At 60.6% G+C, this 19945-nt stretch carries 20 protein-coding genes, 1 tRNA gene and 3 pseudogenes; 16 read left to right on the top strand and 8 right to left on the bottom strand.

From position 1 onward, the window contains the following. Positions 1–154: 154 nt before the first annotated feature. The 3 genes and pseudogenes from P3T22_RS30695 to dhaK form a co-directional block, all read left to right on the top strand. Positions 155–478: pseudogene (locus tag P3T22_RS30695) on the top strand (MlrC C-terminal domain-containing protein); the annotation flags it as partial. A 144-nt stretch (positions 479–622) separates the two neighbouring features. Continuing rightward, positions 623–699 (top strand) — tRNA-Val (locus tag P3T22_RS30690). A gap of 351 nt (positions 700–1050) precedes the next feature. Then, positions 1051–2757 (top strand): dihydroxyacetone kinase subunit DhaK, encoded by a 1707-nt coding sequence (gene dhaK / locus P3T22_RS30685; protein ID WP_429326987.1) that lies wholly within the window; start codon positions 1051–1053, stop codon positions 2755–2757. Between the two features lie 14 nt (positions 2758–2771). On the opposite strand, the gene P3T22_RS30680 is transcribed toward dhaK, so the two are convergent. From P3T22_RS30680 to P3T22_RS30660, 5 genes are all read right to left on the bottom strand, one after another. After that, positions 2772–2906 (bottom strand): hypothetical protein, encoded by a 135-nt coding sequence (locus tag P3T22_RS30680; protein WP_256390490.1) that lies wholly within the window; start codon positions 2904–2906, stop codon positions 2772–2774. A 7-nt stretch (positions 2907–2913) separates the two neighbouring features. Then, a complete protein-coding gene (locus tag P3T22_RS30675; protein ID WP_429326986.1) occupies positions 2914–3969 on the bottom strand; it encodes a permease in 1056 nt (351 codons plus the stop codon). Positions 3970–3998: 29 nt separating this feature from the next. After that, positions 3999–5066, bottom strand: coding sequence for a tRNA 2-selenouridine(34) synthase MnmH (gene mnmH, locus P3T22_RS30670; protein WP_063500870.1), 1068 nt, complete (start codon positions 5064–5066; stop codon positions 3999–4001). Between the two features lie 176 nt (positions 5067–5242). After that, complete coding sequence (gene selD, locus P3T22_RS30665) at positions 5243–6307, bottom strand: selenide, water dikinase SelD (protein WP_063500869.1); 1065 nt, start codon at positions 6305–6307, stop codon at positions 5243–5245. Between the two features lie 133 nt (positions 6308–6440). After that, on the bottom strand, positions 6441–7343 hold the full coding sequence (locus tag P3T22_RS30660; protein ID WP_063500191.1) for a LysR family transcriptional regulator: 903 nt from the start codon (positions 7341–7343) through the stop codon (positions 6441–6443). Positions 7344–7475: 132 nt separating this feature from the next. Here P3T22_RS30660 and P3T22_RS30655 point away from each other — a divergent pair, with 132 nt between their 5' ends. The 7 genes from P3T22_RS30655 to maiA (P3T22_RS30625) all read left to right on the top strand — a co-directional run bounded on the left by P3T22_RS30655 (position 7476) and on the right by maiA (P3T22_RS30625) (position 13146). Beyond that, positions 7476–8462: a 2Fe-2S iron-sulfur cluster-binding protein gene (locus P3T22_RS30655; protein WP_429326985.1), complete on the top strand. Its 987-nt coding sequence runs from the start codon at positions 7476–7478 to the stop codon at positions 8460–8462. A gap of 41 nt (positions 8463–8503) precedes the next feature. Further along, positions 8504–9760, top strand: a complete 1257-nt coding sequence (locus P3T22_RS30650; RefSeq protein ID WP_063500189.1) for an aromatic ring-hydroxylating dioxygenase subunit alpha — start codon at positions 8504–8506, stop codon at positions 9758–9760. 1 nt (position 9761) lies between these two features. Continuing rightward, entirely contained in the window at positions 9762–10235 is a 474-nt protein-coding gene (locus P3T22_RS30645; protein ID WP_429326984.1) for an aromatic-ring-hydroxylating dioxygenase subunit beta, read from the top strand. Between the two features lie 8 nt (positions 10236–10243). Next, positions 10244–10555: a non-heme iron oxygenase ferredoxin subunit gene (locus tag P3T22_RS30640; RefSeq protein WP_429326983.1), complete on the top strand. Its 312-nt coding sequence runs from the start codon at positions 10244–10246 to the stop codon at positions 10553–10555. 103 nt (positions 10556–10658) lie between these two features. Next, on the top strand, positions 10659–11705 hold the full coding sequence (gtdA, locus tag P3T22_RS30635; protein ID WP_429326982.1) for a gentisate 1,2-dioxygenase: 1047 nt from the start codon (positions 10659–10661) through the stop codon (positions 11703–11705). A gap of 82 nt (positions 11706–11787) precedes the next feature. Further along, entirely contained in the window at positions 11788–12486 is a 699-nt protein-coding gene (locus P3T22_RS30630; protein ID WP_063500185.1) for a fumarylacetoacetate hydrolase family protein, read from the top strand. Positions 12487–12501: 15 nt separating this feature from the next. Next, a complete protein-coding gene (maiA, locus tag P3T22_RS30625) occupies positions 12502–13146 on the top strand; it encodes a maleylacetoacetate isomerase (RefSeq protein WP_063500184.1) in 645 nt (214 codons plus the stop codon). 4 nt (positions 13147–13150) lie between these two features. On the opposite strand, the pseudogene P3T22_RS30620 reads toward maiA (P3T22_RS30625), so the two are convergent. Then, a pseudogene (locus P3T22_RS30620) lies at positions 13151–13276 on the bottom strand (MarR family winged helix-turn-helix transcriptional regulator); the annotation flags it as partial. A 47-nt stretch (positions 13277–13323) separates the two neighbouring features. Here P3T22_RS30620 and P3T22_RS30615 point away from each other — a divergent pair. Next, positions 13324–13731: a carboxymuconolactone decarboxylase family protein gene (locus P3T22_RS30615; protein ID WP_236721022.1), complete on the top strand. Its 408-nt coding sequence runs from the start codon at positions 13324–13326 to the stop codon at positions 13729–13731. Between the two features lie 93 nt (positions 13732–13824). On the opposite strand, the pseudogene P3T22_RS30610 reads toward P3T22_RS30615, so the two are convergent. After that, positions 13825–14369: pseudogene (locus tag P3T22_RS30610) on the bottom strand (AraC family transcriptional regulator). A 342-nt stretch (positions 14370–14711) separates the two neighbouring features. Here P3T22_RS30610 and P3T22_RS30605 point away from each other — a divergent pair. The 5 genes from P3T22_RS30605 to P3T22_RS30585 all read left to right on the top strand — a co-directional run bounded on the left by P3T22_RS30605 (position 14712) and on the right by P3T22_RS30585 (position 18966). Continuing rightward, positions 14712–15404 (top strand): fumarylacetoacetate hydrolase family protein, encoded by a 693-nt coding sequence (locus tag P3T22_RS30605; RefSeq protein WP_063500183.1) that lies wholly within the window; start codon positions 14712–14714, stop codon positions 15402–15404. After that, positions 15401–16045, top strand: a complete 645-nt coding sequence (gene maiA, locus P3T22_RS30600; protein ID WP_063500182.1) for a maleylacetoacetate isomerase — start codon at positions 15401–15403, stop codon at positions 16043–16045. The genes P3T22_RS30605 and maiA (P3T22_RS30600) overlap by 4 nt, the downstream gene beginning before the upstream one ends. A gap of 140 nt (positions 16046–16185) precedes the next feature. Then, positions 16186–17130, top strand: a complete 945-nt coding sequence (locus tag P3T22_RS30595) for a LysR family transcriptional regulator (protein ID WP_082855437.1) — start codon at positions 16186–16188, stop codon at positions 17128–17130. 480 nt (positions 17131–17610) lie between these two features. Further along, positions 17611–18354 (top strand): dienelactone hydrolase family protein, encoded by a 744-nt coding sequence (locus P3T22_RS30590; protein WP_429326981.1) that lies wholly within the window; start codon positions 17611–17613, stop codon positions 18352–18354. 33 nt (positions 18355–18387) lie between these two features. After that, complete coding sequence (locus P3T22_RS30585) at positions 18388–18966, top strand: cupin domain-containing protein (protein WP_063500179.1); 579 nt, start codon at positions 18388–18390, stop codon at positions 18964–18966. Between the two features lie 107 nt (positions 18967–19073). On the opposite strand, the gene P3T22_RS30580 is transcribed toward P3T22_RS30585, so the two are convergent. Then, positions 19074–19922 (bottom strand): IclR family transcriptional regulator, encoded by an 849-nt coding sequence (locus P3T22_RS30580; RefSeq protein WP_158515373.1) that lies wholly within the window; start codon positions 19920–19922, stop codon positions 19074–19076. Between the last annotated feature and the right edge of the window lie 23 nt (positions 19923–19945).

Raw genomic sequence — 19945 nt, 5'->3', positions numbered from 1 at the left:
TTCCCGTGTGAAAGTAGGTAATCGTCAGGCTCCCCAGCATGTCCAGAAACCCCACCCCACAAAGGTGGGGTTTTTGCGTTTACGGCCGTAAAAAGTGGCGGTAAATTCCGGCTTCTCGCTAGCCGATATCGAGGCGCCGTGTATTAGCGTCGCGATCGATCTGCTGGAGGAGGCGCTCAAGCAGAAGCTCGAAGGGATCGTCAGCGGGCCGTTGTGCGATCCGCAGGCGGGCGCGGCGCTGATGGCAGCGGGCGTCGGCAGCACGGTGACGGTCTGCAACAAGGTCGCAAGCCGCGCGGAGACCCCGCAGCGGCCGCTTGCCGTGACCGGCGTAGCGCGTGCGCTAACCAATGGCAAATACGTGATCAGCGGCCCGACCTATACGCGCCAGCGTGCGTTCATGGGGCGCGCGGTGCTCGACACCGGCACGGTCAAGCTCGTGATGACGGAGCACACGCACGAACCATGGGATCTCGGCGACTGGGTGTCGACGAACTGAAGCAAGTTCACCGCCGAACCGCGCGACTCACTGCGCGACGAACCGATGGACCCCCGCTCGAGAACATACTTGCCGTGTGGGGTTGTGCGACGCGCAATGAGTCTCTATAATTCGCGCCTCTAAAGGCTCGTAGCTCAGTTGGTTAGAGCACCACCTTGACATGGTGGGGGTCGTTGGTTCGAATCCAATCGAGCCTACCAACGCATCAGTGACGTAGACGAAAGCGGCTCCGCTTTCGTCTACTGTCCTGTTCTCGCATCACATCGGCGCACATTGTCATCGTGCGGCTGCCCTGTCAGTCTCCCCCTTCCGCATTGCCTGTATTTCGCCACTGTCCGACTCGTTCGCTGATGCCTTCGCGCGGCTGCGGTCTTCGCATGTCGATGCGTTTTCACTAGCGCACGCTGGTCAGTATGCCGAGGCATGCGCGCGAGTACCGTCGCCGCTTCACGTCGCAATGCGCGGTACAGTTGAGCCTCCAGGTCTCGCAACTGCATAAACTGCCGTGAGCTCGGAACACAGGGCCGGCGGCTTAAAAGGAAGCTGACGCAATGAAGAAGCTCATCAACGAGGTCTCCGCGGTTGTCCCGGACATGCTCGACGGACTCGCGGCGCTCAATCCCAATCTCTTGTTGTTGCAAGGCAGCACGATCGTCGTGCGCGCCGACGCCGAGGCTGTTGCCGCGCGCGGAGAAGTCGCGCTGATCTCGGGTGGCGGCTCGGGCCACGAACCGGCTCATGGCGGTTACGTAGGTCATGGCATGCTGAGCGCCGCGGTAGCGGGCGAAGTGTTCACGTCGCCCTCCACGGATGCCGTGCTCGACGCGATCCGCGCAGTAGCCGGCACTGCGGGCGTCCTGCTGATCGTGAAGAACTACACGGGCGACCGCTTCAACTTCGGCCTTGCCGCCGAGATTGCGCGTGCCGAGGGAATCCCCACTGAAATGGTCATCGTCGCCGACGACGTCGCCTTGGCGGCGAGCGGTGACCATGCGGGCCGTCGCGGGCTTGCGGGGACCGTGCTGGTTCACAAGATCGCCGGCGCGGCTGCCGCAGCGGGACGCCCGTTGGCCGAGGTTGCACAGATTGCGCGCGACGTGGCCGCCTCGCTCGGCACGATGGGTGTCGCGCTCACGCCGTGCACGGTGCCGGCGGCGGGCAAGCCCGGTTTCGAGCTGGCCGACGGCGAGATCGAATGGGGTCTCGGCATTCACGGCGAACCCGGTGTAGAGCGCGGCGCGATGGAGCCAGCAGATGTGATCGTCGAAAGGCTGCTCGCGAAGATCGTCGGCGACTTGTCGTTGCAATCTGGTGCGCGGGTCGCTTTGCTGGTGAACAATCTCGGCGGGACGCCTTCGAGCGAATTGAACATCGTGGCCGGGTCCGCGCTGCGTTATCTGGCGGCACGCGGCATCCATGTGGAACGTGCGTGGGCCGGCACGTTCCTGAGCGCGCTCGAGATGGCGGGCGTCTCGCTGACATTGCTGCGCGCGGACGATGAGCGGCTTGGCTGGCTCGACGCCGCCGCGCACACCACCGCATGGCCCGCGTTGAGCGGACGCGTCGCGCAGGTTTCCGTGCGGCCCGCACCCGCCACGCCGGATCGTAAAAACGGCGCGACGCTCACGCGAGAAGCCACGATGCGCCGCGTGATCGAAGCCGTTTGCGCGAGCCTGCTCGAAGCCGAGCCGATCTTGACCGACATGGATCAACGCGTCGGCGATGGCGACCTCGGCATCAGCCTGTCGCGTGGGGCGCGCGGCATTCTCAATGAACTCGATGCTTATCCTGCGGAAACAACACCGGGTGCAGTATTGCGCAGCATGTCCGCAACGATCCGGCGGGTGGTCGGTGGCACTTCGGGCCCGCTTTACGCGGTGATGTTGTTGCGCGGCGCGGTCGCGCTCGAACAGGCGGGCGGAGCGTCGGCGGAGGCGTGGTCGGGGGCGTTCAGTGAGGGTGTCGCCGGATTGATGGCGTTAGGCGGTGCGCATCCGGGCGATCGCACAATGGTCGATGCGTTGAAACCTGCCGCCGACGGGTTGCAAGCCGCGCTCTCAAAGTCAGAAACCGGGTTCGACGCGGCATTGAAAGCCGCGGTCGATGCAGCAACCGAAGGTGCGGCGCAAACCGCGTCGATGCATCCGCGGCGCGGGCGCTCAAGTTATGTCGGCGATCGCGCACTCGGTTACGCGGACCCTGGTGCACATGCCGTGGCGTTGTGGCTCGCTGCGATTCGCGCGGCGCTGGTTCCTTGAGCCGTGAAGTCCGGCTACGGCCGGAATAGATCGAAGCCAGCCAGTGCGACGATGCCGCTCAAGACGATCAGCGATACCGAGTGTTGCCCGAAGTAAAGAATGGCCGCGGCCGACCAGGTCGCGGCGGAAAATGCTGCAATGTGTTTCATAACTGCTTTAAAACCCCAATACGATAGCCAGCAACCCGCTGACAACCCCGCAAACCACGACCGCCAGCGTCACCACCGTCAGCACGCGCGTCGGAAACGAGCGGCCGAGCATCGCCATAGACGGCACGCTGATCAGCGGCAGCGTCATCAGCAAAGCGCCGGCCGGGCCGGCGGCCATGCCGAAGGAGAGCATGGCCTGAATGATCGGCACTTCGCCCGCGGTCGGAATCACGAACAACGTTCCGGCGATCGCCAAAGCGACGATCCACAGCAGGCTGTTATCGATGCTGGGTCCGATGTGCGGAAACAGCCATGCCCGCGCCGCGCCGAGAATCAGCACCAGCACGATGTATTCGGGAATCAGCCGCAGCGTCATGGTGCCGAGGATTTTCACCCAGCGCGTGAACGCGGTGCCTGGTTCGTCGGTGGAAACGAGTTGCGCCATCGCTTCGCGCGATGCTTCGGCCTCCTTAGGCGTAACCATCCGGTTCACCAGATAGCCGAGGCCGAACACCATCACGAGGCCCAAGGCGAGCCGCAAACCCATCCATTGCCAGCCGAGCACGAAGCCCATGAAGATCAGCGTGGCCGGATTGAGAGCCGTGTTGCCCAGCCAGAACGCGATCGCCGCGCCCGGCGCCGCCTGACGGGCGCGCAAGCCGGCCACGACCGGCGCCGCGCAGCACGTGCACATCATGCCCGGCAACGACATCAGGCCGCCCTTCACCACGCTGCTGAAGTCGGTCCGGCCGAGCGCACGCGCGACCCACTGCGGCGGAATCAGCGCCTGCACCGCCGAGCCCAGCAGAAGGCCGAGCACCATGGCTTGCCAGATCGCCTTGCCGTAAGCCAGCGCGTAATCGATGGCCGCCTGCCATGAGGCCGGCGGTGCGCTCGACGACGCGCCCATCAGGATCGATTTGCCGATGGAATGCAGGCTCGCGGCGACGAAGGCGCGGTTGTAGTACGGGAACCACTTCACATAGAAGAGGCCGACGACGGCGATCAGCAGAAACACGATCCAGCCAAGGGCGACACGGGGCTGCCGAAGGGTTGATTGCATGATGGAGGGTCTTGGACGTTAGTTATTAATCAGATGACAGCGAGCGCGCTGTTATCGAGTTGAGCAAGGAGCGCCTTTGCCTGCTCAACGACATCGGCCCCATTGGGCCGAAAATTCATTTGCAACGCGTGCGGCAACTGGACGAAATGCTGGTGGCTGCTGCGCGCGTACGCCGGATCATAATGCTGTTCGATCAGCTCGCGAGCGAGTTCGGCCCGGCTATTTTCATCGACGAGGCGTTGCCAGCCCGCGACACGCTCCCGGCTATGCAGACCGATCATCTTCTGCAGTTGCGCTTTTAGCGATTCGGGATCGTCGAACAGATGCGCGTAGTCGTGCAGCAGGAAGGCCGCGCGGTCTGCGTGGCTCGACAACACTTCGACGCAGGCGCCCTGGTGGAACGTTTCGAGGAGCGCGAGCGGCAGGGCAATCGAACCGATCCGCCGGCTCTCCGCTTCGACGAAAACCGGCCGTTTGGGATCGAATGTGCGCAGCGCGCCGACCAGCAGCGTGTCGAAGCGCTTTTGCGAAGGCTGCGCAACGCCCGCCCACGCACCTAATAGCGAGCCGCGATGGGCTGCCAGCGCTTCGAGGTCCAGTATTTGCGCCCCGGCCTGATGCAGCGCTTCGAGCAGACGCGTCTTGCCGCTGCCTGTCGGGCCGACCAGCGCGATGTAGCGGAACGTCTTCGGCAACGATTCGAGGGTGTCCAGCGTCGCGCGCCGGTAGCCTTTGTAACCGCCGTCCAGCTGACGTGCCTGCCAGCCGATCATATTGAAGAGCGTCGTGACCGAACCCGAGCGTTTCCCGCCGCGCCAGCAGTAGATCAGCGGCCGCCAGTTGCGCGGCCGGTCGGCAAACGTCGTTTCCAGGTGATGTGCGATGTTGCGCGCAACCAGCGCCGCGCCGATCCGCGTGCCTTCGAACGGCGAGACCTGCTTGTAGGTCGTGCCGACCAGAACCCGCTCTTCGTTGCTCAGAACAGGCGCGTTGAGCGCGCCCGGAATGTGATCCTCGGCGAATTCGAGAGGTGTGCGCACATCGATGATTTCGTCGAAATCACCGGCTTGATCGAGGCTGACGAGTAGGTTTTTCAAGGGGTTACGGGCGAAACGGACCGGCGGGAGAAGCGAAATTATCGCATGCGCCGTCAAAGCCGGCTGGCGAGCCGCTCCGTGCCGCTTTCAAGCTATGTGCCAGCCCATGTATCGGGCGAAATGCCAATCCATCTGCCAGGCTCGTGCCTTGCCTTGCCCATCAACCCACCCGCGCCTCAAATCACCTCGACTCGCCGTTCTCCACTGACCATTTCGCCGATCACGCACGCCTCGTCGAAACCGTCTGCGCGGAACAGGGCGAGCACCTCGTCGACGGCTTCTGGCGCGCACGACACCAGGAGACCGCCCGAGGTTTGCGGATCGGTGAGCAGGGTGCGGGCCGTCGGCGGCAACGAGGCCGGCAAAGCGATGTCCTTGCCGTAAGCGTCCCAGTTGCGCCCCGAAGCGCCGGTAAAAATGCCGGCCTGGGCGAAGCTGGCCACATCCGGCAGCCAAGGCAAATCCGCATAGCGCACACGGGCGGTCAGATTCGAACCGCGGGCCAATTCCAGCGTATGGCCCAGCAAGCCAAAGCCGGTGATGTCCGTGAGGGCATGCACGCCGTCGAGCGCGGACAGCGCCGCGCCCGGCCGGTTGAGTTTGGTCGTGGCTGCGATCATCGCCGCATAGCCGTTTGAATCGAGCCGGTCTTTCTTCAACGCCGCCGACAGCACGCCCACGCCCAGCGGCTTGCCGAGGATCAGCACGTCGCCCCCCTGCGCGCCGGCATTGCGTTTGACACGCCGCGGATCGACCACGCCGATCGCAACCAGGCCGTAAATGGGTTCCACCGAATCGATCGAATGTCCGCCGGCGAGGGGAATGCCAGCTTCGGCGCAGACGGACTCGCCGCCCTTCAGCACCGCCGCGATTACGTCGTGCGGCAACACATTGATCGGCATGCCGACGATCGCCAGCGCCATGATTGGTTTGCCGCCCATGGCGTAGACGTCGGACAGCGCGTTGGTGGCGGCGATGCGGCCGAAGTCGAATGGGTCGTCGACGATCGGCATGAAGAAGTCGGTGGTGGCGACGATCGCCTGCTCGTCGTTGAGCCTGTAGACGGCGGCGTCGTCGGCGGTATCGTTGCCGACCAGCAGATCGGGAAAGAACGGCAGCGGCGCGCTGCGCTTGAGCAGATCGGCGAGCAGGCCGGGGGCGATCTTGCAGCCGCAGCCTCCGCCGTGCGACAAGCTGGTCAGGCGGGGCGACTGAATGGTGTTTGCGGTGGTATCGGTCATTGGTGCGGATTTCAGGCTCTGAATGACGACATTATGATGGTTGTTTCGGTATGGCGTCGGCATGGCGTGTCCTTCGCCGGGCGCGATCGTGCAGTACACGAACGGCATCGTGGATTTTCACGCACAGTCGAGGCTAGACGGCGAATTCGTCGAACACGAGTTGGCGCAGCCATTGATTGCTCGGCTCGCGATGATTCCTCGCATGCCATAAGACATTGACAGTGATGTCCGGAATTCTGACCGGGCATGGCGCACTCAGCAGATCGAACGGCGCAAGGGTCCGGGCCGCATAGGCCTCCGGGACCACGGCGATCAAGTCCGTCTCTTGCACGATATGTCCGACAGCTACGAAGTGGGGCACCCGCAGCCGCACATTTCTTTGCACCCCTGCGCGCTGGATCGCCGTATCGACCATGCCATGTCCGGTGCCCTCCGCGATGATGGAAACATGCTCGGCGTTGAGAAATGACTTCATCGTCAGACCGGATTCCGCGAAAGGGTGCCCTTTCCGGAACAGGCAGACGTAACGCTGGCGAAATAGCCGTCGCTGAAAGAAGGCCGTCTTGAGATCAGGCAGAAACCCGATCGCGAGATCGACCGCGCCGCGTTCCATTTCGTCACGCAGCGTGTCGGATTGATCTCGCACAGTGCTTATCGTGATTCCGGGTGCCACGAGTGCGAGTCGTTTCATTAGACCCGGAAGAAAATAGATTTCGCCGATGTCGGTCATCGCAATCGTGAATGCGCGAGAGGTCGAGGCGGGGTCGAATTCAGGCGTCACGTTCAGCGTGTTGTGAATCGTGCCCAGCGCATAGCCGATCGGCTCGGCGAGTGTCTCGGCGAACGGAGTGGGCACCATGCCTTTGGAGGTGCGAAGAAAGAGCTCGTCGCCGAGTACCTTTCTGAGCCGGTTGAGCGCGTTACTGATCGCCGGCTGGGATATGCCAAGGCTGGTCGCAACGGCCGACACGCGTCGCTGCCGCAGTAGTTCATTGAATACGACGAGCAGGTTGAGGTCGATGTCCTGAAGTTCCATCTCGTGTCTCCGAAAGCCTGACAAGCATTATTGATATTGGTGATATGTCATATCAAGAAACTTCTATTTATCAATTTTGCCTTTCCAAGCATCATAAAGCCATACGTTGTCCAGCTCGGAGACACTGGTTCCATGCAAGTTTCAATCCTGCCGCTTCAGCGCACGCTCGATGTACGTTCGGGCGAAAATTTGCTGGAAGCCCTGCGCAACAATCAAATTCCGGTTTCGTACAGTTGCATGGCCGGCCGATGCGGTACGTGCCGCTGCCGTGTCGTTTCGGGAAACGTTCTTGTCACTGGCGCGACTGATTCCAATTCGCCTGCCGACAACGGGCAATCGGTGCTGGCATGCCAGACGACGGTCGTGGAAGACTGTGTGATCGAAATACCGGAGGTCGACGAGATCGTCGCGCACCCAGCGAAGATCATCAAGGCGACTGTCGTGGCGATCGACGACCTGACGCACGACATCAAGCGGGTGCGGCTCGCACTGTCGAAGTCATTCGAATTCTCGCCGGGACAGTACGCCACTCTTCAATTCACGCCGCAGCATATTAGGCCGTACTCGATGGCGGTCACAGCGAATTCGGGCGAAGTCGAATTTCACATTCGTCTGGTGCCGGGCGGCCGCGTCACCTCATATGTGGCGGCAGATCTCGCGGTCGGACAGGCAGTGCGTTTGAGCGGTCCGCTCGGAACAGCATACCTGCGGAAAAAATATCCTGGCCCGATCGTATGTGTCGCGGGAGGAACGGGGCTAGCGCCTATTCTCTCGATCCTGCGCGGCATGGTCGATGCCCGCATGAGCAACCCCGTACACGTCTATTTCGGCGTTCGTTCATCCGAGGACGTCTATGGCGTTCGTTGGCTCAATGAGATTCGCGAGGCGTTGCCGAACCTGACCGTGCACGTCGTGGTCGCGGCCGGCGCAAAAGACAGCCTGTATCGCACAGGCGTCGTGACCGAAGCGGTGAACGCTGACTGGAAAGACATGACCGGCTGGCGCGCCTATCTGGCGGGTGCACCGGTGATGGTGGACGCCGCTTCGATCCTGTTGCGCCAGAAGGGTGTCGATCCGGATCATATCTACGCGGATGCTTTTTACGCGAGCGGCGTCTAGACGCCGACGCTGTCAATCAATTCCGTATCTGGAGACAAATCATGAATGAGGCCCCCATTATCTTTACACGGCCCGAATGGAAGGGAGAGGGCTCGAGCCGCATCCCGTTCTGGGCCTATACCGACGATTCAACCTATCGCAAGGAGCTTGAGCGCTTCTTTTATTCGGGCCATTGGTGCTACGTGGGGCTTGAAGCAGAGATTCCTGATGCGGGTGACTTCAAGCGCACCGTGGTCGGCGAGCGCTCGGTCATCGTCACGCGGACGAACGACGGCGAGGTTGCCGTGGTGGAGAACGTGTGCGCCCACCGAGGCGTGCGCTTCTGTCGTGAGAAGTCCGGCAACCGGAAGGATTTCACCTGCCCATATCACCAGTGGAACTACGACCTGAAGGGTAATCTCGTTGGCGTGCCTTTCCGTCGTGGTGTGAAAGCAGACGGAAAGATCAATGGGGGAATGCCGGCGGATTTCGATCCTAAGCAACACGCCTTGACGAAGCTGAAGGTTGTCACGCGCAATGGCGTCATTTTTGCGTCGTTCGATCACGACGCGCCTTCGCTCGAAGACTACCTGGGACCAACTATCCTCAGCTATTTCGACCGCGTATTCGACGGTCGGAAGCTCAAGATCTATGGCTATAACCGGCAGCGCATTCCAGGAAACTGGAAACTGATGCAGGAAAACATCAAGGACCCGTACCACCCGGGCTTGCTGCATACGTGGTTCGTTACGTTCGGGCTCTGGCGCGCGGACAACAAGTCCGAACTCAAGATGGACGAGCAGTTCCGCCACGCAGCGATGATCTCGACGCGTGGTTCGATCGGCAAGGGCGAAGTCACGAGTGGCGTGTCCAGTTTCAAGGAGCAGATGACGCTCAACGACGACCGTTTCCTCGACGTCGTACATGAGCCATGGTGGGGCGGTCCCACGGCGGTTCTCATGACCTTGTTCCCGAGCGTCATCATCCAGCAACAGGTCAATTCGCTTTCCACACGTCATATTCAACCGAATGGTCACGGCTCGTTCGACTTTGTCTGGACGCACTTCGGATTCGAGGACGATAGCGAAGAAATGACGCGCCGGCGGCTGCGCCAAGCCAACCTGTTCGGCCCGGCAGGCTTTGTTTCTGCCGACGACGGCGAAGTCATCGAGTTTTCGCAGGAGGGCTTCGAGCAGAAGCCATTCCATCGAACCATCGCTGAACTTGGAGGGCGCGAAGTCGCGGACTCGGACCACATGGTCACGGAGACCCTGATTCGTGGAATGTACGACTACTGGCGCCGTGTGATGGAGGTCTGAGATGCTCGATTTCGAAACCTGGCAACAATTGCTTGCGCTATACACCGACTATGCCCTCGCGTTGGATACCAACGAGTGGGATCGCTGGCCGGAATTCTTTATCGACGACTGCGTCTACAAGATCCAGCCTCGCGAAAACTACGATCGTGGCTTCCCGCTCGCGACTCTGGCGTTCGAAAGCAAAGGCATGCTAAAGGACCGCGTCTATGGCATGACCGAGACCATCTTCCACGATCCGTACTACCAGCGGCACGTAGTCGGCATTCCTCAAGTGAGTGCGGTTGACGCGGAGCACATCGTGTCGCAGGCCAACTACGCGGTATTTCGCACAAAGCCTGACGAACTTACGAGTGTGTTCAATGTGGGCCGCTATATCGACATCGTTCGACGAACACCCGACGGACTGAAGTTCGCCAGCCGCATCTGCGTGTTCGACAGCGAAATGATCGCGAACTCGATTATTTACCCGATCTGAGGTTGAAGATGGAAAAGCAGTGGACGAAGGTCATCGAGCTGGCCGCCATACCGGCCGACGATGTGACGGCTGTAATCGCCGGTGGGCGCGAGGTCGCTATCTACAGCGTCGATGGCGCGGTCTACGCGACGGACAACGTCTGCACGCACGGACACGCCCGTCTGTGCGACGGATTCCTGGATGGTCACGAGATCGAGTGCCCGCTGCATCAGGGCAGGTTCGACGTACGCAGCGGTAAGGCCATGTGCGAACCGTTGACCGTGGATATCCAGACCTATCCGATCAAGATCGAGGGCGGTTCGGTCTACATCGAAATCTAGCCCGGCGCTGGACGCTGGGGAATCTGGCGTTCGGCGACAGATTCCGAGCGTTCTCGCACCGTAAGAACGCAGATGCAGGGACGACCATCATCAGGAGACACACATGACTGCTAATACGGTCAAGGAACAGCGCGCTGCCTATTATCGGCAACTCTCGACTCAACAGCTTTCTCCGCTCTGGGAGTCGTTGCACAACCTAGTGCCCAAGGAGCCGCGGCCGCAGGCAAAGGCAGCGATCTGGAAGTACGCGTCAATTCGTGATCTGGTCATGCAGGCCGGCTCGGTCATTAGCGCCGAGGAAGCGGTTCGTCGAGTACTTGTGCTCGAAAATCCGGGCTTGCCGGGCAAGTCAAGTATTACACCGGCGCTTTACGCCGGCCTGCAGCTGATCCTGCCCGGCGAGGTCGCGCCGAGTCATCGCCATACTCAGTCCGCGCTGCGTTTCATTGTCGAAGGTCGGGGTGCGTGGACCGCCGTCAACGGCGAACGCACCACCATGCATCCCGGTGATTTCATCATCACGCCTTCCTGGACGTGGCATGACCACGGGAATCCGGTCGTCGCTGACGGTGGCGAGCCCGTCGTGTGGCTTGACGGTCTGGACATTCCTGTCGTTGGAGCGCTTGACGCAGGATTCGCTGAAAGCTACCCCGAACTCAGCCAACCGGTGCTTCGCCCGGAGGGCGACAGCTTTGCGCGGTTTGGGCACAACATGGCGCCTGTCCGTCATGTGGTCAGCGATCCGACGTCGCCCATCTTCAGCTACCCCTATGAGCGCAGCCGGGAAGCACTCGATGCGCTCTATCGCAACGGCGAGCTGGACGCATGGGACGGCGTCAAACTCCGCTATGTCAATCCTTTGACGGGCGGCTGGCCGATGCCGACCATTGCGACCTTCATGCAGTTTTTGCCAGCGGGGTTTTCCGGAAAGACTTATCGCACGACCGACGCCACCATCTTTTGCGTCGTGGAAGGCAAGGGTAGCGTGCGTATCGGCGATGCACACTTCGAGTTCGCACCACACGATGTCTTTGTCGTGCCGTCATGGCAGCCAGTGAGCCTGAACGCCGAAGACGATAGCGTGCTTTTCAGCTATTCGGATCGCCCCATCCTTTCCGCGCTGAACCTGCTGCGTGAAAAGCGTGACTAGGTTTTCGCCTTCAGCGCGACGGATACGCGGCGTGTCCCTTGCACAAATTGTCCAGCCTGCTAGCTATTAGGAGCCTCTTCTTATGGAATTCGTTTTTCAACCCGAAGCACCCGTCGCTGTGCCTGTTGCCGGTAGCGATGTGCATTTTGCCGTGCGCCGCGTCTATTGCGTCGGCCGTAACTATGCCGCACACGCGCGCGAGATGGGCTTCGATCCCGATCGTGAACCGCCGTTCTTTTTCTGCAAGCCCGCAGACGCAGTTGTGCCGGTGGCCTATGGCGAGTTGCTGGAGTTGAACTATCCGCCTAAAACCAGCAACTATCACTACGAGGCGGAACTGGTGGCGGTGATTGGCAAAGGTGGTTCGGACATCGCGGTGGCCGGTGCACTCGATCACGTCTGGGGCTATGCCGTCGGACTCGATATGACGCGCCGCGACCTGCAGATGAAGATGCGCGAAATGGGGCGCCCGTGGGAAATCGGCAAGGCCTTTGATCGCTCCGCGCCGATTGGCCCGATTCACAAGGCGAGCGACGTCGGGCATTTTGAAAAAGGTGGCATATGGTTGACGGTGAACGGTGAAATGAAGCAGCAGAGCGACATCTCGCATCTGATCTGGTCGGTTGCGGACACCGTTGCTGACCTCTCGAAGTTCTTCCGCCTTGAGCCGGGCGATGTCATCTATACAGGAACGCCAGAAGGGGTCGGCGCAGTAAAAGCTGGGGATTCAATTACGGTGGGCGTCGAGAAACTGGGCGAGCTTCACGTCCGCGTGGTGTAGAGCAACGAGGGCGTCATGGAGCTGCACAGCTTTTTCAATAGTTCGACATCCTATCGGGTACGTATTGCGCTTGCGCTGAAGGGCGTTCCGTTCGAATACGTACCGGTCGACATCCGGACCGGTGAGCACCGCAAAGAAGCGTATGTCGCAGCGGTGAATCCCTCGGGGGCCGTTCCGGCCTTGACGGAGGGAGAGTTCAGCCTGAGCCAGTCACTCGCAATCGTCGATTGGCTCGACACACGCTATCCGGAGCCGCAACTCATTCCTGCCGAGCCGGAGCAGCGTGCACGTGTGCTGGAACTGTCACTGCTCATTTCTTGCGATATGCATCCGGTCAACAACCTTCGTGTGCTCAAATACCTGGATACGGTTCTGAAGGTCACACCGGAGCAGAAGAGCGAGTGGTACAAGCACTGGGTGGCTGAAGGGATGGATGGCGTCGAACGGCTGCTTTCGAAATACGGAGCACGCCCCTGGTGCTTTGGTGAACAGCCTACGTTGGCCGACTGTTGCCTCGTTCCACAGATTGCGAACGCGCTGAGGATGGGGTGCGATCTGGATGTGTACCCAACGAGTATGGCCGTTTATCGCCACGCGGCCTCTCATCCGGCATTTCAGGCAGCACAACCGGGACGTCAGCCGGACTTTGTCGCGCCGTAAAACGCTACTCGCGCTCCGACAGCAGGGCTGAGAGCAGGCGCCGCGGTTCCGAAGAGTCCTGCGGAGTAAGCGCAGCGGTGAGGATGCGCTCGACCCCTTCGACGCGCGGGCGCAAGCAAGAAAGCCGCCGGCAGCATCCCTAACCTGTTCGCCGCGCTGGGCGCGCTGTCTCCTGAAGTGCTCAAGACGTTCCTGAACGCCGAAGGCGTGCTGGCTTCGGGCACGCTGAGCAAGCAGGACGTGGAGACAATCAAGCTGCTGGTCAGCGAACTGACCGGCTGCGACTACTGCGTGGCCGCGCATGTGATGCTGGGCAAGATGGCGGGCCTGTCGCCGGAAACGCTCAAGCAGATCCGGACGGGCCAGCCAACGGGCGATGCGAAGCGCGACGGGCTGGTGCGCTTCGTGAAGAACCTGCAGCAAACCAGCGGCACGATCAGCGCGGACGAGTTTGCGGCGATCAAAGCAGCTGGCTATACCGATGGGCAACTCGTGGAAATCACGTGGGCCATTGCGTTGACGGTGTTCACAAACACTTTCAACCGCATCAACGACACCTACGTGGACTTCCCGCCGGTCAAGTAAAGCGCAACGGGGCAGGCGCGCTTCTCCGGCGCCTGCGCCTTTGCCTCGAAACGGTTTGCATGCCTGATTAACTAACGCGTTCGACGGCTGCTTTCATTCCGGTACACGCGCCGAACGGCGCCAATCCCCCGGCGTCATGCTCATACGCTGCGTGAAGGCACGCCTGAAGGCCGCGAGGGATTGATAGCCCACGACTTCGGCGACGGCTTCGGTGGATGCCGATGGTTTCTTCAATTCGTTGGCCGCCAGGGTCATTCGGATATCGGTCAACAAATCACTGGCTGAACGCCCCACTTTGTCGTGAAATTGACGAACCAACGTTGCACGCGACATATTGCACAGCTGCGCCAATTCGGGGAGGGTCCACGGGTGCGCCGGCTCATTGAACATGGCCGTCAGCGCGGGCGCGAGCCGTGAGACAGCAGCACGATATCACCCGCCGCCAGGTGCTGTGGCGCACCACCGCCCGGAATCTCAAGTATGGCTGACCCGCCAAGCACGACGTGATAGGGCATCTCTCCGGCGTTGGCGCGATCATATGCAATACGCCATGGCGCGCCATAGGAGCAGCGGATTTCGAGCTGGCCGCTGACGGGCATCATGACAAGCAGGCGACTGAGCCAATCCAGAGAGGGCATGACGATCCTCGCAACGAGACGAGCCAGCATTCTACCGAGCTTGCGGCACAGTGTGGCAACGCGGTCGACCGCTGCCGGCCGGCGGCGTCGTCGAACTCGACACGTCGACATGCCAATTCGATCTTCAGCGATATTCAGTTTTTGAATAGAAGCAACTAAGTCATTCGCATTGCGTGCTGACACCCGTGGAAACATACTGACGTCGCGAGATCATTCAACCTCTCGGAGAGGACGTGCTAGAAGCCGGCCCGGGTGTTCATTTTTTTCTTCCGAACGGCCCGTCCAACAGGTATTGGGTCGTTGGCGTGAAGGGAAAATTTCGTAGTCTGTCAGGAGAAAATCATGGAATTTGCAGTTCCAGTCGCTCCCGTGTCCGCGCTCCAGGTAGCAGGTCACACGGAAGTGTTTCCCGTCAACCGCGTGTTTTGTGTCGGCCGTAACTACGCCGCCCACGCACGTGAAATGGGCAAGGATCCTGACCGGGATCCGCCGTTCTTCTTCATGAAGCCGGCCAATGCCGTGGTGCAGGCCGGCGCCACCGAGGTCACGATTCCGTACCCGCCGAAGACATCAAACTTTCACCACGAAATCGAACTGGTCGTCGCCATCGGCAAAGGGGGCTCGCGCATCCCGGTGACCGACGCGTTGAAGCACGTTTACGGCTACGCGGTGGGATTGGACATGACCCGCCGGGATCTGCAGCTCGAAGCGCGCGACAAAGGACGCCCCTGGGAATTCGGGAAATCCTTTCCGAAGTCGGCTCCGATTGGCCCCCTGCACCGGGCCGGCCAACTCGGCGTGTTCAATGCCGCGGCCATCACGTTGACGGTCAACGGACAGCCCCGCCAGGCATCCGATATCTCGAAGCTGATCTGGTCCGTGGCCGAATGCATCGCACACCTGTCTGAATACGACACGCTTGAACCCGGCGATCTCATCATGACAGGTACCCCGGAGGGCGTGAATGCCGTGCAACGCGGCGATGTCATGCGTGGTGCGATCGATCGCCTTGGCGAGATCGTCGTTCGCGTATGAAGCTATATAACTACTTCCGCAGCACGTCCTCCTACCGGGTGCGCATTGCGTGCAATCTGAAGGGATTGCCGTATGAATATGTGCCGGTCCATCTCAACCGGAATGGCGGCGAGCAGTTTGCTGCAGATTTTTCGTCGCTCAATCCGCAGCAACTGGTACCTGTGCTACTCGATGGCACATTGCCGATCTCTCAATCAATTGCGATCATCGAATACCTGGAGGAATGCTATCCGGATGCGGCATTGCTACCCGCGGCGAGCAGCGATCGGGTCCGGGTGCGACAACTCTCGCAATACATCGCCTGCGAAATACATCCGCTGAACAATCTTCGTGTCCTGAAGTACCTCACGGGGCCGCTCCAGCTGTCCGTCGAGCAAAAGCAGGCATGGATTGTCCATTGGCTCAAGAAAGGGCTCGAAGCGCTCGAACGCGAACTCGATGGTACCGCTACGCGTGGAAAATTCTGTTTCGGCAATACGCCCACAATGGCGGACTGCTGCCTGGTGCCGCAGTTATACAGCGCACGACGTTTCGGCGTTGACGTTGATGGCTATCCTGCGTTGCGGGCGATTGACGCTGAATGTCAAACACTTGATGCGTTTCAGGCAGCGCATCCGGACCGGCAACCCGATGCGGAGTAACGGCTGCGTCTGCCTGTGATTGCGCCGCCAGTTCGTCAATCCGTGGGCGACCGGATGATCCGCTCTTTTGCAATCGATGCAGTTTTGCAGGTTCTGATGGACGTGGCATACTATTTTAATGATAACGGCCCATTCCGATCGTGAATAAGCAGTCGCTCGACTTGAATTTACTTCGTGTCTTTCGCGCGGTATGGGAGCGGCGCAATGTCTCGCGTGCGGCAGAGGACCTGGGGGTATCCCAGCCGACGGTGAGCCATGCGCTGCGAGAGATTCGTGAGCATTTCAACGATCGCATCTTTGTGCGGGTACCTGGCGGGGTTATGCCGACCCCGCTGGCGGAAATCATCGCGCGTCGCATCAGTCAGGCGCTTGCGCTACTCGAGCAGGGGCTGGACATCCGCGGCGACTTTGATCCTTCGTCAAGTCGTCGAGAATTTGCGATCATCATGACCGACATTGCAGAAGCCGTCATTCTGCCCCGTATCATCGGCGTTTGTCGGGAGAGCGCACCGGCTGTTTCGTTTCGCGCGATACAGTTGCCCACCGAATCGGTCGTGGGCGCACTGCGTGACGGGGGGGCGGACATCGCGATTGGTTTTAATCCGGCATTGCGCGCCAGCCTTCTTCGCAAATCCCTCTTTCGAAGCGAGTACGTCTGCATTGCAAGTTCGGCCCATCCACGAATCAAGAATGTGCTCCGTTCCGAAGACTTCCTGAATGAGCGCCATGCAGTCGCGCAATCCCAGGGAACCGGACATCACACGGTGGAAGCCGCATTGCAGCGGATGGGCTTGCTCGACTCCATTGGCGCTCGTGTCCCCCACTTCATGTCGCTGCCGACCATCGTGGCAGCGAGCGACATGATTGCGACCATCCCGCAACCATTGGCGGAACTGATGCTGCCCGTTGCCCGAGTGAGAATCCATCCGGTTCCCATCCGATTGCCAAAACTCTTGATCGAGCAGTTCTGGCACGAACGTTTTCACGACGACGCCGCGTCTCGCTGGCTGAGAAACCTTGTTCATCGTGCCATGCAACAGGTGTTTGCAAGCGGAACACCGGGCTTTCGTCGCGAGGCGGACTAGCTGACAGTCTGACTGATCGTGGGCCGTTTCCGGGAGCGTGCTCCAGCGAGCGCCACGGCGATCGTCGTCTAAGGACTGGGTATTCGGGTGGCGCGACACGTCGTTCGCGTAGATATTCAGCAATGCGAAATTCAATCAAAGCCCAGCCTTGCGTGCAGAACGGCGATACGCTTCGCGACGGCGCCACCCGCCGGATGCTCCACTGCCGTATCAGCCCACGCATTCAATACGTTGTTTGACCGTTGAGCGGTCGTGCGACGACCCCAGCCGTGCGATTCTCGTACTGGATTATTTTCCCATTCATCGCTGGTCCTTGTGGTGTGTACCTGCCGCGATGAAGTGATGGGTGCCGGCGGCATCAGGTCCATGGGAGCCGGACCATCATTCGTCTCTCGAATAGTGAGAACAAAACGATCAACATTGCGTGGATAGACCGTTCCGACGAAACTTCAGGTTAACGAAATAAGGATAGGTATCCATATGAACGGTATCGATATTGAGCATCTTTCGTTTCCCGGTGGCGCATCGTGCCGCCTTCTGCGGCCAGTCCAGGACACGCAGGTTGTACCGGCGCTCGTTGTGATGCTGGCGGCAATCGCCGGCGTCAACGACTACGTCGTCACTCGGGCGCGAAATCTGTGCGCGGACGGCTACACCGTCGCGGTGCTCGACTACTTCGGACGGGAAGGCGCGGTCCCGGACATTTCTACGCCGCAGCTGATTGGTGAGGCTGTTGCCGCACTGGACGATCGGCGTGTGCTCGCGGATCTCGAAGAAATTTTGGGGTGGGCGCGTACCGCAGGCTTCCCGCTTTCGAATGTGGGTCTGCTCGGTTTTTGCATCGGCGGAACTTATGCCACGTTGGCAAGTGCCCAACATGCGATCGGTTGCGCGGTCGACTACTACGGTCAGCTTGACTATGCATCCCGTACCGAGCGCAAGCCCATTGCACCGGTTGATGTCGCCGAGTCCCTGAAGGCGCCGTTGCTGTGCCACTACGGCGACTGGGACCGCCTGGTCGGCCGGGATGAGATTGACCGATTTACCAGCCGGCTGCGCACGGCCCAGAAGCCGTACGAGCTTTTCATCTACGGCGGCGCGCCGCACGCGTTCGACGAGTGGTTCCGACCAGCGGTTTTTCGGCCGGCTGCGTCGAGCGCCGCCTGGCAGCGCACGCGAACTTTCCTGAATTGGCACCTGCGCGGACGCGTCGGCGCGCACTAGTCAATAACTCTCATTTTAATTAAGGAGGCAAACATGAGCGAAGACAACGCAGTTAATCTCAAGACGTCGCCGGTGACGGAAGTCGTCGACCGGACCGAGTGGGCTCAGATGATGACGGACGACGAGTACTATCCGTTCCTCATCAAGAAGAACCTGCGTCCCGCCATCTGGCGCTGGCAGGATGTGGTGGAGCGGCTGGATGTGGTGATGAAAGACCCGCTGCGCAACGCGGATCGGCGCTTCATTGCGCTGGTTCATGGCGATACCGGCGAAGCGGGTGGCGTGTTCCCGTCAATCTTTCTGGGCATTCAGGCGATCAACCCGGGCGAGCACATCGTCGCGCACCGTCACAACTCGTACGCGCTGTATCACATCATGCAGGGCGAAGGTTACTCGATCCTGGACGGCAAGCGCTTTGATTGGAAGCGCGGCGACACGTTCGCCTGCCCACCGATGGCCAGCCACGAGCACATCAACACCGGCACTGAGCCCGCGATCCAATACGTGATCCAGGACATGCCCGCACGTGCGATGGAACGCAACCTGATCTGGGAAGAACCGATGGGCCACGTCTTCCACGCGGTGGAGGGAAATCGCCCCCATCAACCGTGATGTGACGGCACCTCTTTGGAGGTGCCAGCCAGACTGCTGGCAGACCGCATGTTTTCCGAAGCGTGGGGTTTGTTGTCGTCGCGGAGCAGCCTGTAGATAGCCTCACCTCAGTTCGAATTCCAAGCTTCTCCGGCTGCCCGACCGATGACGCCTGCGTCGTAACCCAGTCGCTCCGATGCGAGCGCGGCGCAATCGAGCAACGACTTGATATGCGCCGATTCTCCGGAAAGCGGCAGGTCGTTGTCCCGTCCAAGCACGCCGATCACGACAGTGACTTTACCCTTGTGATCGTAGATAGGAGCGGCGACGGCATTGATGCCGGGTACGCTCAGCCCCGAGATTGCCGCGTAACCGTTTGCGCGTACTTCTCCATGGAGTTCGCGCAGTTGGGCCGACGTAAACTTTTGCCCGGAAGCGGAAAGCGTGTGCTCCTGAAACCTGGCTGCCCTCTTCACACGCTCCTCGGGCAAATAGGCTGCGAATACCCGTCCCGCCGCGCTACGGTGAATGGCCAGTTGCGCTCCGACGCGGATGTTCATGTAAACGGGGCTGTCGGCTTCCTCCAGCAAACAGACGACCGGACCCATATCGGTCCAGATCGCGCCGAAAGTTGTATCTCGCGTGGCGTCCCTCAACTGTGCGATTGCCCGGGCCGCTTCCTTGACCGGTGAGCACGCCCATAGTCCGGAGAGTCCTATCGCGATCGCGCCCCGACCAACCCCGTAGTAGCCGCTGGCCGCGTCCTGCTCGACCAGTCCCGCTCGCGTGAGGCTCACCAGGTAGCGGTGCACCTTGCCGACGGGCATGCCGCATTTCGCCGCGAGTGATCGCAAGGGAACGAGCGTTCCAAAAGTCGCGAGTGCTCTGAGAATTTCCGCCCCGATTTCGACCGACTGAATGCCGGGGCGCTGGTCGTCGGCCTGATCGTCCTGCTCGGCTTTCATTTCTACGTTCATCGCCTTCCTTTCATGGATTGGTG

It is taken from the genome of Paraburkholderia sp. GAS348 (assembly GCF_050434205.1).
Lineage (GTDB): Bacteria > Pseudomonadota > Gammaproteobacteria > Burkholderiales > Burkholderiaceae > Paraburkholderia.
Note: the sequence above shows the minus strand (reverse complement) of the source record. Positions and strands in the feature narration are given on the sequence as shown.

Coding starts and splice junctions, on each gene's coding strand:
- dhaK (WP_429326987.1), top strand. CDS start 1,051: ATGAAGAAGCTCATCAACGAGGTCTCCGCGGTTGTCCCGGACATGCTC.
- P3T22_RS30680 (WP_256390490.1), bottom strand. CDS start 2,906: ATGAAACACATTGCAGCATTTTCCGCCGCGACCTGGTCGGCCGCGGCC.
- P3T22_RS30675 (WP_429326986.1), bottom strand. CDS start 3,969: ATGCAATCAACCCTTCGGCAGCCCCGTGTCGCCCTTGGCTGGATCGTG.
- selD (WP_063500869.1), bottom strand. CDS start 6,307: ATGACCGATACCACCGCAAACACCATTCAGTCGCCCCGCCTGACCAGC.
- P3T22_RS30660 (WP_063500191.1), bottom strand. CDS start 7,343: ATGGAACTTCAGGACATCGACCTCAACCTGCTCGTCGTATTCAATGAA.
- P3T22_RS30655 (WP_429326985.1), top strand. CDS start 7,476: ATGCAAGTTTCAATCCTGCCGCTTCAGCGCACGCTCGATGTACGTTCG.
- P3T22_RS30650 (WP_063500189.1), top strand. CDS start 8,504: ATGAATGAGGCCCCCATTATCTTTACACGGCCCGAATGGAAGGGAGAG.
- P3T22_RS30645 (WP_429326984.1), top strand. CDS start 9,762: ATGCTCGATTTCGAAACCTGGCAACAATTGCTTGCGCTATACACCGAC.
- P3T22_RS30640 (WP_429326983.1), top strand. CDS start 10,244: ATGGAAAAGCAGTGGACGAAGGTCATCGAGCTGGCCGCCATACCGGCC.
- gtdA (WP_429326982.1), top strand. CDS start 10,659: ATGACTGCTAATACGGTCAAGGAACAGCGCGCTGCCTATTATCGGCAA.
- P3T22_RS30630 (WP_063500185.1), top strand. CDS start 11,788: ATGGAATTCGTTTTTCAACCCGAAGCACCCGTCGCTGTGCCTGTTGCC.
- maiA (WP_063500184.1), top strand. CDS start 12,502: ATGGAGCTGCACAGCTTTTTCAATAGTTCGACATCCTATCGGGTACGT.
- P3T22_RS30605 (WP_063500183.1), top strand. CDS start 14,712: ATGGAATTTGCAGTTCCAGTCGCTCCCGTGTCCGCGCTCCAGGTAGCA.
- maiA (WP_063500182.1), top strand. CDS start 15,401: ATGAAGCTATATAACTACTTCCGCAGCACGTCCTCCTACCGGGTGCGC.
- P3T22_RS30590 (WP_429326981.1), top strand. CDS start 17,611: ATGAACGGTATCGATATTGAGCATCTTTCGTTTCCCGGTGGCGCATCG.
- P3T22_RS30585 (WP_063500179.1), top strand. CDS start 18,388: ATGAGCGAAGACAACGCAGTTAATCTCAAGACGTCGCCGGTGACGGAA.
- P3T22_RS30580 (WP_158515373.1), bottom strand. CDS start 19,922: ATGAACGTAGAAATGAAAGCCGAGCAGGACGATCAGGCCGACGACCAG.